A 15,288-nucleotide genomic window follows, 5' to 3' on the forward strand; every position below is an offset into this window, starting at 1 on the left:
CTTGGGTCAGGCTTGAACGCACGACCCCCCGTTTTGGACGTGTGGAGTATGTGCAAGCCACCCCGGCGAGATCAACACCCCTGTGAAGCCGAGAAGTAGGAGAGGCGTAAGTGGCTGTGGGGTATGGAGATTCTTTGCTGTTCTTTGTCGCTTTTTGGGGCGTGACATAGCTAACACAAACTTATCTGACCTTGACGCAGATCTTCACGAGGGGTCAATTTCATCCCGTCATTGATCACCGTGTGCCATCACTCCGAACGTTTTTCGGATGGCGTGCGGCACGGTGATACGGGGAAACGGGGAGAGGTCGGTCCGCCATGCGTGGGGGCTTGTCGTGGTGCGGCAAAGGTTGGCTGACGGAGAGAACTTCACGTGATCGGCTGTTCCGCCGAAGAGCGCGACTAGGAGTCGTCGCCGCCGTTTTCCTCGCCCTCAACGTCGCCTCGTTGCAGGGCGCCGTGGCGTTCGGCCCCGACAACGACGCCCGTACGACGGTCGAGCTGGACGAGCTCCAGGCGACGGACGCCGTCCCGGTCGACGAGACCAAGACCGACAAGCTGGAGCAGCTCGAAGCGCCCGCGCTGGAGAAGCTGACCGACTACGCCCCGGCGGCCGTGGTCCAGGTCCCCGAGGCCGTCGACGTGACCGCCCCGGTCGCCGACGTGACCGCGGGCGGCACGCCCAAGCCGGTCGCCGCCTCCACCGACGGCACGCTGACCGTCGGTGTCACCGCACCCGACGGCGCGACGCAGGCCCAGGCCGACTCCCTCGAGGGCGCCTGGAACGTCACGGTCGAGCCCGAGGCCGACGCGGTGGCCGCCGGTACGCAGGGCGTCATGCTCCAGATCGACGCCCCCGACACCGCCACCGGTGACGCGGTCATCCAGATCGACGCGACCCGCTTCGCCGAGACGTACAGCGCGCAGTGGCTGGACCGCCTGTCCTTCGCCCTGATGCCGGCCTGCTACGCGACGACGCCGGAACTGGAGGAGTGCTCCACGGGCGTCCCGGTGACCACCGAGGTCGAGCGCACCACCGACGAGGTGACCGTCTCGGTCGACGCGGGCGGCGACGACTCCGGCTCGGAGGCGGACCCCGGCGAGGACACCGCGACCGACGAGACGTCCGACTCCACCGACACCACCAAGGACATCCAGGAGACCCTGCTCAACCTGACCGTCGACACCGCCGCCCTGGCCTCGGTGTCCACGGCCACGTCGACGAGCGCCTCCACGGCCGCGAGCACGGACGAAGGCTCGGCCAACTCGGCGGTATGGCGCGGTGAGAGCGCGACCGGCGTTCAGCAGGTGGCCGACTCGGCGGGCGGCCTGCTGGTCGGCACCTCCTACGGCGCGGGCTCGGGCGGCGACTTCGCCGCGACCCCGCTGTCCTCGGCGGGCACCTGGTCACAGGGCGGCTCGTCCGGCGCCTTCACGTACGCGTACACGATGGCGGGCCCGCAGGTCCCGTCCGGCCCGTCCCCGAACGTAACCCTGAGCTACAACTCCCAGTCCTCGGACGGCCGTACGTCGGGAACGAACAACCAGGTCTCGTGGATCGGCGAAGGCTGGGACTACAACCCCGGCGCGATCACTCGCACGTTCGTGGGCTGCGCGGCGGACACGGCCGACGCGAACAACGACAAGCACTTCACCGGCGACCAGTGCTGGGGCTCCAACAACGCGGTGCTGACGCTGAACGGCACCACGACCGAGCTGGTGTACGACGATGACGACGAGGTGTGGAAGACCTCCCGGGGCGACAACACGCGAGTGGAACTCCTCGACGCGGCGGACTACAAGCGCATCGTCAAGGACCCCGACGCCAGCTCCAACAACGGTGACAACAACGGGGAGTTCTGGCGGGTCACCACCAGCGACGGCACCCAGTACTACTTCGGCATGAACCGCCTGCCGGGCTGGACCTCCGGCAAGGAGGAGACCAAGTCGGTCCTGAACGTGCCGGTGGCGGGTAACCACAGCAGCGACCCGTGCTACGCCACCAAGTTCGAGGACTCCTTCTGCGACCAGGGCTGGCGCTTCCAGCTCGACTACGTCGTAGACCTCAACGACAACGCGATGTCGTTGTGGTGGCACAAGGAGACCAACGCCTACGCCAAGAACAACAAGGAAGCCAAGGCGGTCGAGTACGACCGCGCCGGCTACCTCTCCCGCATCGACTACGGCCAGCGCGCGGACGCCCTCTTCTCCGCCGAGCCGCTGGGCCGCATGAAGTTCACCGCCCAGGAGCGCTGCTTCGAGAAGGACGGCGACAACACCTGGGACTGCTCCAACACGAGCTTCGACTCCAAGCAGTCGTACCTGACCCGCCCGTGGTTCGACACCCCGGCGGACCTCGCCTGCAAGACGAACACGAAGTGCTCGACGTACGCCCCCACGTTCTGGTCGCGTAAGCGCCTGGCGACGGTGACGGCGTGCGCCCAGCGCGAGCAGGGCGTGAAGCTCACCGAGTACAACTCGGCGGACGACACGGGCTCCCGCAACGCCTGCGGCATCGACGACTCGACGTACGGCACGACAGCCCTCTCGAAGGTGGACTCCTGGAGCCTGGCCCAGTCGTTCCCCTGGGGCCTGACCGGTGAATACACCGCACTCTGGCTCGAGTCGATCACCCGCACCGGCTACGCGGTGGACGGTTCGACGGAACGCCTGAACCCGGTGATCTTCGGCCGCAACAAACTGGTGCTGCCCAACCGCGTAAAGAAGGCAACGGGCGACACCGACCCCCTCTTCGGCCGCCTGCGCATCCAGGACGTGGTCTCGGAGTACGGAGGCCGCACCCACGTCACGTACAAGGCACCGGAGGGCGCCTGCGCCACGGGCACGGACTTCCCGGCGGTCGACAAGAACACCCTGCGCTGCTACCCGGCCTACTGGCACGCGGACGGCGAACTGACCGACAACCGCATCTCGTGGTTCCACAAGTACGTGGTCGAGTCGATCACGGAGTACCCGCAGCTGGCGGACGCGACGGACGTCACGACGACGTACGAGTACGACACCGACACGTCCAACAAGACGGTAGGCGCCCTCTGGGCCAAGAACCAGGCGGAGTTCTCCCGCCCGAAGACCCGCACGTGGGACGACTGGCGCGGCTACCCGGTGATCACGACGATCTCGGGCGTCCCGTCGGCACCGGATGGGAGCGTGGCGTCGAAGTCGGTGACGCGCTACTTCCGGGGCATGAGCGATGACGTCCTGGACGACAGCACACCGAAGGACTCGAGCGACGACGTCAAGCGGTCGTTCAAGGTCCAGGACGTCACGGGTGCGGACATCGCGGATGACCGCAAGGCGTATGCGGGGATGGTCGCGGAGTCGCTGACGTATCCGGATTCGGGGGCGTCGACGTCGGCGGACTGGTTGTCGCGGACGGTCAACTATCCGGATGCGCCGGTGCGGTTGGCTACGCGGGATCGGACGGACGGTCCGGATGTGGTGTCGGAGCGCGTGACGCTGGGTGCCGTCAAGACGGTGACCAAGTCGTCGGGCACTCGGCCGGGCGACTCGGCGACGCTGCGGACGGTGCTGACGGAGACGGACTACGACGCGACGTACGGTCTGCCGACCGAGGTTCGGGAGTTCGGGGACAACGCGGCGTCGAAGACGACGGACGACTCGTGCACGCGCACGTCGTACGTGCACAACAACTCGACTGCCGTGGACGGCATCTTCCTGATCGGCCTGGTCAACAGGACGGTCACGACGACCGGTACGACCACTTGCTCGACGGACCTGTCGGCGTCGACGGCCTCGACGATGGTCACCGGCTCGCGTGTCTACTACGACGGTTCCACCGACCTGGGCGCGACGCCGACCAAGGGTCAGGTGACACGGACCGAGGTGCCTACGGGGCCGGGGACGGGCTGGGACACCACCAACCCCGAGTCGCGTACGACGTACGACGAGTTCGGCCGGGTGACCAAGGTCGTCGACCCGACCGGGCTGACGAACACCACGGCCTACACGCCGGGCTCAGGTCAGGTCTACGAGATCAAGACGGTCAATGGCACCAAGGCTGACAGCAGTGGTGCGGAAACCGGCCTCATCACCACCACCAAGGTGGAGCCCGGCCGCGGCGCGACGCTGACTTCGACGGACCCCAACAGCCGCGTCACGTCGTACGCGTACGACCCGCTGGGCCGCACCACGGCCGCCTGGGGCCCGACCCAGTCGGCCACGGACGACCCCGACGCGCGATACACGTACAACACGGTCGAGGGCAAGCCGGTATCAGTGGTCACCGAGGCGCTGAAGGACAACCCCAGCAGCGCGTCCGGTGACGCGACCTACACCACCTCCACCGCGATCTACGACGGTCTGGGCCGTGAACGGCAGTCCCAGACCCCGGCGGTGGGCGGCGGCAAGCTGATCACCGACACGTTCCACAACGCGGCCGGCCAGGTCAGCTTCACCCGCAACGCCTACTACATGGCGGGCGCCCCCGGCGCCGACCTGATCGTCCCCGTCTCCGAGTCGGTCGTCCCCAACGCGACCACCTACACGTACGACGGCCTGGGCCGCGTCCTCACCGTCACGCCCGTCCACCACTCCTTCCCGCAGACGGGCCTGGAGTACGAGGACGGCACCGCCAAGGTGAAGACCACGGACCGCCGCACCCGCTACCAGTACGGCCTCGACTACACGATCGTCCGCCAGCCTGAGGGCACTCCCGGCTCCCGGGTGTGGACGGACACGTTGGGCCGCACGGTCCAGCAGGACACGTACAGCGACACGGCGCTGACCGAGGCCGGTGCGATCAGCACGACGTACGAGTACGACCAGCGCGGCGACATGACCAAGTCCACGGACGAGGCAGGTCACTTCCGCACCTGGACGTACGACGCCCTTGGCCGGGTAACCGACAGTACCGACCCGGACACCGGAGCCACGCACACGACGTACGACGCGTACGGCCGAGTGGACACCGCGAAGGACGGCCGCGGCCAGACAGTCACCTACAGCTACGAGCGCTTCCACCGGGTGTCGGAGATCAAGTCGACCCCGGCGGGCTCCACTTCGGGTACGACGGTCCAGTCGTACGTGTACGACTCGGCGCCCGGCGGCAAGGGCCAGCTGGCGTCGGCCACCCGTTACAACGACGGCGGCAAGGCGTACAAGACGTCGATCGCCGGCTACACGGCGGACTACCAGCCGACGTCGATGACACTGACGTTGCCCGACGGCACGACCTCGGGTACGACTGCGGACGGCTTCAAGACCAACTACACGTACGACTACACGTACAACGACGACGGTCAGCTGGAGAAGTACACCTCCCCGGAGGTGGGCGGCCTCAGCGCCGAGTCCGTCATCACGCGCTACAACGAGGCCGGCCTGCCGACCACGGTCTCCGGGCAGGACTGGTACGTCGCCGAGACGTCCTACTCGCCCTACGGCCAGGTGATGCGCTCCACGGTGGGCGAGGTCGGCCACCGGGTCTGGCAGGACAACTCTTTCGACGAGTCCACCGGCGAACTGCTCACGAGCAAGCTCGTCCGGGAAAACATCGGTGACACGGGCGTCGTCCCCGATCACACGGTGAGCACGCGCGCCTATTCCTACGACCCGTCGGGCAATATCCTGTCGGTCGCGGACAAGCTCGGCTCGGGCACCACGGCCACCACCGACCAGCAGTGCTTCACGTACGACACGCTCGGTCAGCTGAAGACGGCATGGACGACTCCGAGCGGCAAAGCCTGCACCGCCTCCGGCAAGTCGACGGCCGAGCCGGTGTATTCGGACGGCACCATCAATGTCTCGTCGAACTACGACGGTTACTGGCAGTCGTACACGTACGACGTGTTGGGCAACCGGAAGTCGAAGACGGTCCACAAGGCGGACCCGACGGTCACGTCCGGGGTGGTCGACACCAAGAACGACGTGGTCACCGACTACAACTACGGCAAGAGCGACGACACGACGGTCAAGAACGACCAGCCGCACACCCTGACGTCGTACGACACCACGTACAAGACGGCGGCCGGGGCCGAGGTCAAGACCCGCTCGACGCAGACGTACGACGCGGCGGGCAACCTGACGAACCGCACCACGGGCGGCGACACCGAGCAGGGCCTGACCTGGACGTGGGACGGGCAGATCGAGTCGGTGACGGGCTTCGGTCCGGATGGCTCCGGGCCTTGGCTGGGCACGTCCGACATGTGCATGGACCTCGCGGGCGGCAACCCCGTAGCCGGCGGCATCATCCAGATCTACGTGTGCAACGCGTCCAAGGCGCAGAACTTCCGCCTTGAGGCGCTGGACGCCGACAACAACGGCACGGTCGAGGACAAGACCATCGGGCAGTTCGTCGTCGCGGGCGCCTGTGCCCAGCCGACGAGTGCGGCGGCGGGAGCGGCGGTCCAGGTCCAGCCCTGCGACAAGACAGTGGCAACACAGCACTGGCAGGCCCTGGACACGGGTCTGCTCAAGCTCGTGGGCACCACCCTGTGCATGAACGCCCCGTCCACCGCGAACAGCACCGACCTGGTCCTGGCGACCTGCTCGGCGTCCGCGACCGGTCAGGTGTTCAAGCCGGCCTCGAAGACGACGTACGTGTACGACGCCCTCGGTAACCGCGTGCTGGAGCGTTCGACCTCCGGTGCGGTTCTGCACCTGCCCGACACGACTGTCTCCCTGACGGTCTCGGGCAAGCTCCGCTCGGCCGAGCGCGTCTACGGCCACGGCGGCGCCCCGACGGTGACGCGCTACCGCGAGGCGTCCTCCGCGACCGGATCCAGCGAGCAGCTGTTCGCCCAGGCGGTCGACCACAACGGCACCCCGCTGGCCGAGGTCCGGTTGGACGGCGGCCAGGCGGTGCGCATCACCAAGAAGGACCCGTGGGGCGAGGAACGCAAGGGGTATACCCCGGCGCGCTCACGCACGACGTTCGCGACGGGTGACGACGATAAGGCCGCGGGCCTGGTTCACCTCGGAGCGCGGGAGTACGACCCGGCGACCGGCCGCTTCATCTCGGCGGACCCGGTCCTGGACGAGAGCGACCCGCTCCAGGCGAACGGCTACTCCTACGCGAACAACAACCCAGTCACGCACTCCGACCCGTCCGGTCTGACGTCGTCGGCATCGAGCTTCGACGCGTCGATCGCGGCGCTGGAGAGCCAGATCGCCGAGTACCAGCGCACCCTGTCGGTCTCGATCGGCGACGTGATCCTGTCGGTCGGCTGGGCGGTGTTCAAGGAGTTCATCGGCTGGAACGACGTGGTCGGCTGCTTCTCCCAGGGCGACCTGTGGGCCTGCGGCAGTCTCCTGATGGACGCGATTCCGTGGACGAGCGTCTTCTCCAAGGGCAAGAAGATGTGGCGGGCCTTCAACGCCACGTTGAGTGCGGTGAAGGCGTGGAAGGCGGCCAAGGCCGCCGCGGAAATCGGCCTGAAGGCGGCCAAGGCGGCCAAGGCCGCGCTGATCAAGGCGAAGAAGGCGGCAGAGGCGGCTGCGGCCGAAGCCAAACGCAAGGCGAGAGCGGCAGCGAAGGCTGCGGCTGAGGCTGCGAAGAAGAAGTCTCATACCGGGTCGAAGGGCGCGCGGGGTAATGCGCCGCAGGTCCAGGCCCGCAAGACGGCCCAGCAGAAGGGGTCGTCCGGCGGAGGGCGCGCGGAGTCCAAGTCCGGTGGGAAGCGAGGCGATTCGGGCCGGGACGACTCGGGTGGCGGGTCCGACGGAAAGTCGGACTCCGACGGCGGCTCGGGCGAAGGCTCTGGTGGTAACACGGAGGAAGGCTGCCTGAGGAACAGCTTCACACCGGACACCCGGGTTCTGATGGCCGACGGTTCCACCAAGGCGATCAAGGACGTCGAGGCCGGCGACAAGGTGCTGGCGACCGACCCGGAGACCGGAGAGACGCGGGTCGAGACGGTTACCGCCGAGATCAAGGGCCAGGGCGTCAAGCATCTGGTGACCGTCACCATCGACATCGACGGCAAGAATGGCTCGAAGACGGCCGAGGTCACCGCGACCGACCGCCACCCCTTCTGGGTCGCCGAACTCGGTGTGTGGGCCAACGCGACCGACCTTGAATCCGGCCAGTGGCTCCGGACCAGCGCCGGTACGCGTGTCCAGGTCACCGCGGTCCAGCGCTGGACCGCGTTGGATGCCACGGTCCACAACCTCAGCGTCAGTGACCTGCACACGTACTACGTGCTCGCAGGTGCCATGCCGGTCCTCGTACACAACTGTGATCTCGACGTCATCCGGACCGGCCAGCAGTTGGAACACAATCGCGCGGCCATGAACATCAACGGCCGGGACGGTTTCAGCGGGGTCTACGACCCGGACAGCGGTCGCGTGGCCATGGCGCTCAGCGGAGGGCCGAACGCTCTGGTGGACCGCTTCGGCGGGCACGGCATGATCAATGACAATGCCTTCAACGGATCGAGAAGGTCGGTCGGATTCGTTGCCATCCTGCAAGAGGACGGTGGAATCCTGATGAAGTGGAACTCTGTGAGTGTGAACGTGAGGAACTTCGGTGATCGGCCCGCACCCATGGAGCACCGTCAGGCGATCATGGATGAGGTCGCGCGGATCACTGGACTGTCGGTAAGGACATGAGTGAGAAGAGCTCGGTCGAGGTAGGCGGACTGGTTCTGCCGGAAGCCCTCGTGCATGCCGTGCGCGAGGGCGGGTGGACCCGTCCGAAGAACGTCGAGACCCTCCGGCGAGTCTTTGGTGACGAGCCGGACGGGCCGATGTTCTACGACCTGCCGTCGATGCTCCGGCAGAACGTGACCTTCCAGGCATCCTCTCCCGGCGAGGTCTATGGAGAGGTCTCGGAGTCCAGCGTCGGAGTACTTCCGGCTAAGGCGGTTCTCGTAGGCGACCTCGGTGCCGACATGCCCATCGCGCTGGACTATCGCGGCAGCCCAGGAAGCCCACGAGTGATCTATCTGGGTCCCTCAGGTTGGGTCGAAGTGGCTCCGAACGTTGAAGCCTTGCTGGCAGAACTTGGCGCGTAGGAGCCAAACAGTCGCACATGGTCGGCGGTTGGTTCAGGCACGCTGAAGCGTTCGGATCCCGGCACGCACCTGGGCCGCACGGGCCCTCACAGTGGGATCGGGTCGGTGCGCCGACTGCCCGATCCCTCCAGTCTCGCTCCCGTCCCGGCCACGGCACCCCCGGCAGAGCCCACCGGGCAGCGCCTCCGGCCGCCCCGGCACCCCACAGTCGGTGCACTCCATCAGCAGGGAGCGCCGGGGCCCGGGAGTCGGCGGTACGACAGCCCGCTCGGGCGGCATCTTGTCGAGCAGCCGCCGCTGAACGAACGCCCGGGGCGAGTGGACGCGGTCCGGAAGCCCGGCGAGGAGAGCGTGGGTGAGGTGCTCGGGGGACGCGCCCCGGGTCATCCAGTCGGCGGCCAGCTGTTCCAGAGCCGCGCAGTCAACGGCGGACAGAACGAGACGGGGCTCCTGGAGGCCGAGCCGGGCGAGGGTGTCGTACGCGGCGGAAGGGCCCGAACCCCTGTCGGGGCGCGGCGAGTTGGTGTCCCGGGGTGGTAGGTGGCCGGAGGCTTCCGGGTCTTCGTCTGCGGCCGGGGGCTTCTGAACGTCTGTCTTCTCCGGGGTCGCCATGGCCGTCCCGGGGACCGCGTCACCTTTCAGGAAGTCGGCCCACCATTCGTTGTCACGTGCGGTACGCGATCAGTAGGTGTGGAAGACCCACCGGGTGCCGCTCGCCCCCTCACCGGACGGGACCTTGCTGCGCACCCGACGCAGATGCCCGGCCGCGCCGAGTTCGTTGAGGGTGGTGCGCACGGCCGCCTGGCCGTAGAGGGGCTGTGCCTTGGCGATGGTCTTGGCGTCCATGGCCGCGTTCTCGCAGAGCCGGTCGAACAGGCTCGCGAGGTAGGCGGCGCGGGCCGGGAGATGGGCGAAGTCGCCCTTCCGGGGCGGCGACTGGTCCGGCGCGGAGCGCTTGCCGTAGCCGGGTTTGGCCAGGGGATGGGCTGCGGGGTCGGGCGGGGCAGCGATAAAGTCGTCGTAAGCCACGAGATCACTCCATGTCATGGGATCTTGTCGGTCAGACCCCGGCGGGTGTTGGTAGCACCCGACCGGGATTGTTTGCTCCCGCGAACGCTAGACGGTCACCACGGCAAGTCGCAAGCCGGTCACGAAGAGTCACATCCGCTGGTATGGGCGGCAGTTGAGGCGCGGGCGCGGCCCGCGCCAAGACCGGGGGAGGGTGGGAGGGTGGGTTCAACTTCCCGCCCATTTAATACAAAAGGGGCTCGGATCTCGGCGCCTGGAGCTTGGGGCTCAGGCTTCGCTGAGTTGCGGGTGCGAGGGGGGAGGGGGATGGCGCGGGCCTCGACCTCGGGCACGGGAACCCGGGCCCTGAACTCCGAGCCCCGAGGGCTTCTCCCGTCAGCTTCGCTTCTCCCCAAGCGCCGCCCGCAACCAGTCCAGAGACCCCGTCGCCAACACCGCGTCGGCGAGTTCATTGGCCGACTTCGTGACGAGCCGCCCCCGGCTGTTGTCGATCCACCGCTGCGCGTTCTCGTACCCCTGGGCCTTGTACTCGACCCCCTGGATCATGCACTCCAGCTTGTCGGCGTCCCGGGCGCAGATCGCCTCCGGGGACTCCTTGGCCTCGTACTCCGCGACGATCTCCCGCACCGCCGAGGCCAACACCTCGGGCATGCCCGCGACTTGGTCGGCGGTGACGGCCTGTGGGTCCGCGTCCGAGGAGTACTTCTTGCCGAGGTGGTTCACGTCGCCGGTACGGGTCTCCTGCGAGTCGTGCCACACCGCCAGAAGCGCCGCCTGCGCAGGGTCGGCGCCTTCGAGCTTCGCGATGATCGTCGCCAGCAGCGCGGTACGCCAGGAGTGCTCGGCCACCGACTCGGGGTCGCGTACGCCGGCCATCCACCACCCGGTGCGCTTGGTCTGCTTCAGCGTGCCCGCCTCGTACAGGAACCGCGCCACCGCGGACAGGTCCTCAGCCACCGTCGGACTCCTCTCTCATGCCTCGGCGAGGCAGATTGTCGACTGGATGCTCTTCAACTTCGGGCCATCCAACATCACGAGCGCCCCGCCGACAGTTGTCGTCGACGCCACCTGAACTGCCGCCGCCCGGCACGGGATCCCGTCAGGCCCCGAGTACGTCCATGAGGTGGTCGTCAAGGTCGGTCACCCACTCCTCCCGCCGCCACGGCCGTAGCTCCCGCCGCGCTCGCCCAAGCCGGATCGCGGGCACCCGGCCGCCCGTCGCCGTCGCCGTCGCCCCGCTCACGCACTCGTGCAGCAGATCGGCGGCGGCCCTCGGTTCCCCGAGGCGGATGCGGGCGAGCGCCTGGTCGGTCCGGACGATCGCGCGCTGCACCTGCTCGCGCGGCGCGGAAAGTGCTGCCGCCGAGCGCGCGAACCGATCCTGTGCAACCGCCGCATCACCGACGTACAACTCGCAGACGCCTTCGAAGCCACGGAGGTATGCGGCCGTGAACGAGGCCGGCGCGGGGTCGTCGGCGTGGTCGGCCTCGATGTCGTGCCACGCCAGTGCCAGCGCCCCCTGTGCCTGACGGTCCTGTCCGGCCCTGGCCGCGATCTCCGCTTGCAGGGCGTGTGCTCGTGCCCGTACGAGGACCGAGTCGCCCGACCCCGCCACCCGTACCGCGTCGTCGACGAGTTGGCGCGCGCCTTCGAGGCCCCGCGCGGAGTAGAGGGTGACCAGGGCGTGGCTCAGCTGGACGCCGGCCTGTCGCCACGGCTGGCCGAGCAGATTCGCCTCGCGGGTGGCCTCCGCGTACAGGGCGTGGGCCGCCGTGTCGTCGCGGGTCTCGAAGGCCAGCCGCCCGGCGAGAGTTGTCGCGGCCACCATGACTTCCCGCAGGTGGGGGAGGAGTGGTTCGGGGGTAGGTCCGGCGACAAGACGGCGGGCCGCCTCCACTGCGGGGGCGAGCAGGAGTTGGAGACGCACCATCGGCAGCGAGCCCACTTCGGCGTTGACGTCGGACACGACGGACGCGAGCCCGGCGACCGTCCGGTCGTCCGCCTGCGCGGGGTCTGCCAGCGCGGTGGCGAGACCGGTTCGCAGACCCGGGGCGAGAAGCGCGAGCATGCCGCCACCGTCGTCGGTCGCGGTGCGGACAACGAGGCTGCGCAGTTCACCGATCCGGCGCTCGCTCTCCCCGAAGAGGCCGAGCGCGTACAGGTACTCGGCGAAGTCGGAGCCCGCACCCAGGGAGAGACCGCCCCCGGGGGTTCGGGCGTAGAGATGCGCCAGGAGGAGCTGGTACCGCTCGTCCGGCATCGGCGCCTTCGTGGATTCCCAACGGGCCGCTGAGCGCTGGACGTTGACCATGCACGGGAGTCGGGGTTGGTGCAGGTCGTCGGCGATGCCGATCAGGGCGCGGGCGAGCCCGGCGAGCGACAGACCACGCCGGTGCCGCATCGCCTTCAACACGGCCGCCCCCGCAGCCCTGTCTGTGCCACCGTCCATGCCGTCCATGCCGTCCACGCCGTCCACGCCGTCCATCCGTCCAGAGTGCGGCAGTTGGCGTCTACACGGGCACGATCAGGCGGGGCTTCCCCTGATCGGATGTGTAGTTGATGGTCTGCCACGTCCCGGAGCCGGACTCGTCGCGGTGCGGGAAGCCGATCGTCATCGACGAACGGTCGACCATCCACCGGTTCCGTGCGTGATACGCGGCCGACTCCAGCTCTGCGGCCCGGAGTTCCACGATCTCCTTGATCCGGTCCCGGGTACGGGCGATCGCCTGCCGGGCCTCGGGGGGCTGTTGCCCGACAGTGCCCGGCACGACGACCGTGAGGTCCGCTGCGGTGTTCTCGGCCAGCCAGACCAAGGCCAAGGAGTCGACGCCGACGGCGCCGCCGATGCAGAAGTGCGCGTCGTGGTTCGCGAACGGCCCCACGTAGGCCTCGAAGATCCGGGCGTACTCCTCAGGCGTCCGGTGTCCTGTGTTGCGGGTGCCTGTGATCGTCACCGTTCGCATGATCCACTCCGTGTCATAGGTTGTCGTGTCCCCGAGCCGCCGACCGGCTGCGATCGTCGGTCCGTGGACATTGACGACCTGCGACAACTCGCCTCCCACCTGGAAGAACACTGCTTCCAGGTGGTCGTGAACGAAGCCGAACTGCGGCTGCACGTCACGAACCCCCGCAACAGCCGTCTCACCGAGGAGATTGTCGCTGTCGCCGACCGGTACGTCACCGGATTCGACTACGAGATCGGTGAGCGGGGCGCTGAAAGGGAGTGCGCCGACCGCATTGCGCGCATGCTCGCGGTGGGCGTTCCTACGGTTTCGGAGAACACGCCGTGAGCGGCGGCGGCGCGCGCCGGACGAGCGCGGCTGTGACCGACCCAGTGGCCCACAGGTATCTGTCACTGATGGAGCACTGCTCGTCGTGCGTCCCGTGCCGGGCCGACACGTCCCGAGCGTGTCCGGAAGCCGATCGATTGCGTCACGAGTGGTCGAAGGCGCGTAGGGGGAAGACCTCATGAAGAGGCTCTGCGGCAAGTGCGGCCAGCCGATCCTGAACGACGAGAAGTACACCTCGTACGACAAGTTCTCCGCTTCAGCGGGCGGCGACACGGTGCACCTGCATGTCGAGTGCCCGCCGAAGCCCCGCCTGTTGGCGCGAGGGTGAGAACTGCCGGCGCCAAAGTTCCTCCTCCCGTCCCCTTTTCATGGCGGAAGACGGCAGGAGCAATGGGGATCCGCGTGACTACCGTGGGACGCATGAAACTCTCGCCACCAGTTGCCCGCGAACGTTTCATCGCGTCGCCCGTCGCCCGGCTGGCGACGGCAGACCCCCACGGGGTACCCCACGCGGTACCCGTGACCTTCGTCGTCCTGGACGACAGCCTGTACTTCGCCGTCGACCACAAGCCCAAAGCCACGTGGGACCTGCGGAGGTTGCGCAACATCAGGGAGAACCCGTCGGTGACGGTGCTGGTCGACCACTATGACGAGGACTGGTCACGGCTGTGGTGGGCGCGTGCCGACGGGCGAGGGGAAGTCCTGGAGGACGGCGAGGAGCGGCTGCACGCGGTGGATTTGCTGTGCGGCAAGTACGACCGGTACGGGCAGTACGAGGACTCCCCTCCCCAGGGCCCCGTGGTCGCCGTTCGGGTCGGGCAGTGGAGCGGCTGGGCTTTCTCATAGCCCTGCCGCGGCCTGCCGTGGCCATGTCGGCCGGAGACGGCGATCGCCAGGACCGCCGTCCCGTACAGCTGGTCAGCCGGTGCTTCAGAGGATCCTGACCTTGTTTATGCGGACCCCGCCGGAGTGGTTCGGCCAGGTGAAGACGGTCCACTTGCCGATCGCCTGAGCGGGCTGTCAGCTTCCGTCCCCGAGCCACTGGACGCGGTTGTTGTGATGATGTTCGACGCGCGGCCGGAGTGGCCGCCGACCCCCGGCTTTCTCCGCCTCTACGTCGAGGACACCGACGCCGTGCATCGTCAGGCAGTCGCGGCCGGCGGCACCTCGGTCACCGAGGTCACCCACCTGTTCTTCGGAGACCGGGTCGGGCGGGTGCGCGATCCGCTGGGCAACCTGTACTGGATCCAGACCCGCGTGGAGGACTTGAGCCCGCAGGAGATGGAACGCCGCCTCGGCGACCCGGAGTTCACCAAGGCGATGGAGTACGTCCAAAGCGCCGACTTCTTCCCGGGCCGGGTTTCCGGCCTCGGCTAATCGGTGACCGGCTGACCGGCTGACCGGCTAATCGGTGACCGGCTGACCGGCTGACCGGCTGACCCGCTGACCCGCTGACCGGCTGATCGGTGACCGGCGGAGCGGTGACCGGTGGCTTGTCGGCTCACCAGGCGGGGCGGATCGGCCCCGATGGAGTGAGGCGGGTCAGGTCGGCGACAAGTTCACTGAAGCGTGCCTCGCCCAGCGACTCTCGCCATGGTGCGACGGCGGCCCGGGCTGCCTGGTCGGCGGCGCGAGTGGCGGCCCAGCCGGCCTCGGTCAGCTCCAGGAGTCGGGCGCGGGCATCGTGGGGGTGTGGATGCCGCACCACGTACCCCTTGCGGACCAGCTCTTCGACCAGCTGGGCGGCGGCCTGCTTGGTCACCCCCAGGTGCTCGGCCAGGGCGGCCGTAGTGGCACCGCCCAGGGAGATACGGGCGAAGGCGAAGCCGTGTGCGGGCCGTAGGTCCTCGAATCCCTGCTCGGACACGCGAGTGTGGATCTCCTGCACCAACTGTCCGGAAAGTGCCAGCACCAGTGCGGAGAAGGCCAGAGCGTCGTCCATGGCTTGACTGTATCTTGGCAAGCTGCTTGTCTTTATGG

At 68.1% G+C, this 15,288-nt stretch carries 12 protein-coding genes; 6 read left to right on the forward strand and 6 right to left on the reverse strand.

The window, feature by feature from the left end:
* Window positions 1-446: 446 nt before the first annotated feature.
* A complete protein-coding gene (locus LUX31_RS26810; RefSeq protein ID WP_235477816.1) occupies window positions 447-8,585 on the forward strand; it encodes a ricin-type beta-trefoil lectin domain protein in 8,139 nt (2,712 codons plus the stop codon).
* Complete coding sequence (locus tag LUX31_RS26815) at window positions 8,582-8,989, forward strand: SMI1/KNR4 family protein (RefSeq protein WP_235477817.1); 408 nt, start codon at window positions 8,582-8,584, stop codon at window positions 8,987-8,989. The genes LUX31_RS26810 and LUX31_RS26815 overlap by 4 nt, the downstream gene beginning before the upstream one ends.
* A 33-nt stretch (window positions 8,990-9,022) precedes the next feature.
* Here LUX31_RS26815 and LUX31_RS37720 read toward each other — a convergent pair whose 3' ends face one another.
* From LUX31_RS37720 to LUX31_RS26835, 5 genes are all read right to left on the reverse strand, one after another.
* Window positions 9,023-9,601: a hypothetical protein gene (locus LUX31_RS37720; RefSeq protein WP_328285696.1), complete on the reverse strand. Its 579-nt coding sequence runs from the start codon at window positions 9,599-9,601 to the stop codon at window positions 9,023-9,025.
* A gap of 69 nt (window positions 9,602-9,670) precedes the next feature.
* Entirely contained in the window at window positions 9,671-10,018 is a 348-nt protein-coding gene (locus tag LUX31_RS37725) for a hypothetical protein (RefSeq protein ID WP_328285697.1), read from the reverse strand.
* Window positions 10,019-10,393: 375 nt separating this feature from the next.
* On the reverse strand, window positions 10,394-10,975 hold the full coding sequence (locus tag LUX31_RS26825) for an HD domain-containing protein (RefSeq protein ID WP_235477819.1): 582 nt from the start codon (window positions 10,973-10,975) through the stop codon (window positions 10,394-10,396).
* Between the two features lie 142 nt (window positions 10,976-11,117).
* On the reverse strand, window positions 11,118-12,503 hold the full coding sequence (locus LUX31_RS26830) for a hypothetical protein (protein WP_235477820.1): 1,386 nt from the start codon (window positions 12,501-12,503) through the stop codon (window positions 11,118-11,120).
* Between the two features lie 25 nt (window positions 12,504-12,528).
* The gene (locus tag LUX31_RS26835; protein WP_235477822.1) at window positions 12,529-12,981 is read right to left on the reverse strand and encodes a DNA-processing protein DprA; all 453 of its coding nucleotides are present in this window, start codon (window positions 12,979-12,981) and stop codon (window positions 12,529-12,531) included.
* A gap of 63 nt (window positions 12,982-13,044) precedes the next feature.
* On the opposite strand from LUX31_RS26835, the gene LUX31_RS26840 reads away from it, so the two are divergent.
* The 4 genes from LUX31_RS26840 (at window position 13,045) to LUX31_RS26855 (ending at window position 14,685) form a co-directional block, all read left to right on the forward strand.
* On the forward strand, window positions 13,045-13,308 hold the full coding sequence (locus LUX31_RS26840) for a hypothetical protein (RefSeq protein ID WP_235477824.1): 264 nt from the start codon (window positions 13,045-13,047) through the stop codon (window positions 13,306-13,308).
* 178 nt (window positions 13,309-13,486) lie between these two features.
* The gene (locus LUX31_RS26845; RefSeq protein WP_235477825.1) at window positions 13,487-13,636 is read left to right on the forward strand and encodes a hypothetical protein; all 150 of its coding nucleotides are present in this window, start codon (window positions 13,487-13,489) and stop codon (window positions 13,634-13,636) included.
* Between the two features lie 92 nt (window positions 13,637-13,728).
* Window positions 13,729-14,154 (forward strand): TIGR03668 family PPOX class F420-dependent oxidoreductase, encoded by a 426-nt coding sequence (locus tag LUX31_RS26850; RefSeq protein WP_235477827.1) that lies wholly within the window; start codon window positions 13,729-13,731, stop codon window positions 14,152-14,154.
* Window positions 14,155-14,367: 213 nt separating this feature from the next.
* Window positions 14,368-14,685: a VOC family protein gene (locus tag LUX31_RS26855; RefSeq protein ID WP_235477828.1), complete on the forward strand. Its 318-nt coding sequence runs from the start codon at window positions 14,368-14,370 to the stop codon at window positions 14,683-14,685.
* A 124-nt stretch (window positions 14,686-14,809) separates the two neighbouring features.
* Here LUX31_RS26855 and LUX31_RS26860 read toward each other — a convergent pair whose 3' ends face one another.
* A complete protein-coding gene (locus LUX31_RS26860) occupies window positions 14,810-15,250 on the reverse strand; it encodes a MarR family winged helix-turn-helix transcriptional regulator (protein WP_235477830.1) in 441 nt (146 codons plus the stop codon).
* Window positions 15,251-15,288 lie beyond the last annotated feature (38 nt).

This window comes from Streptomyces sp. GQFP (genome assembly GCF_021545335.1).
GTDB lineage: Bacteria > Actinomycetota > Actinomycetes > Streptomycetales > Streptomycetaceae > Streptomyces.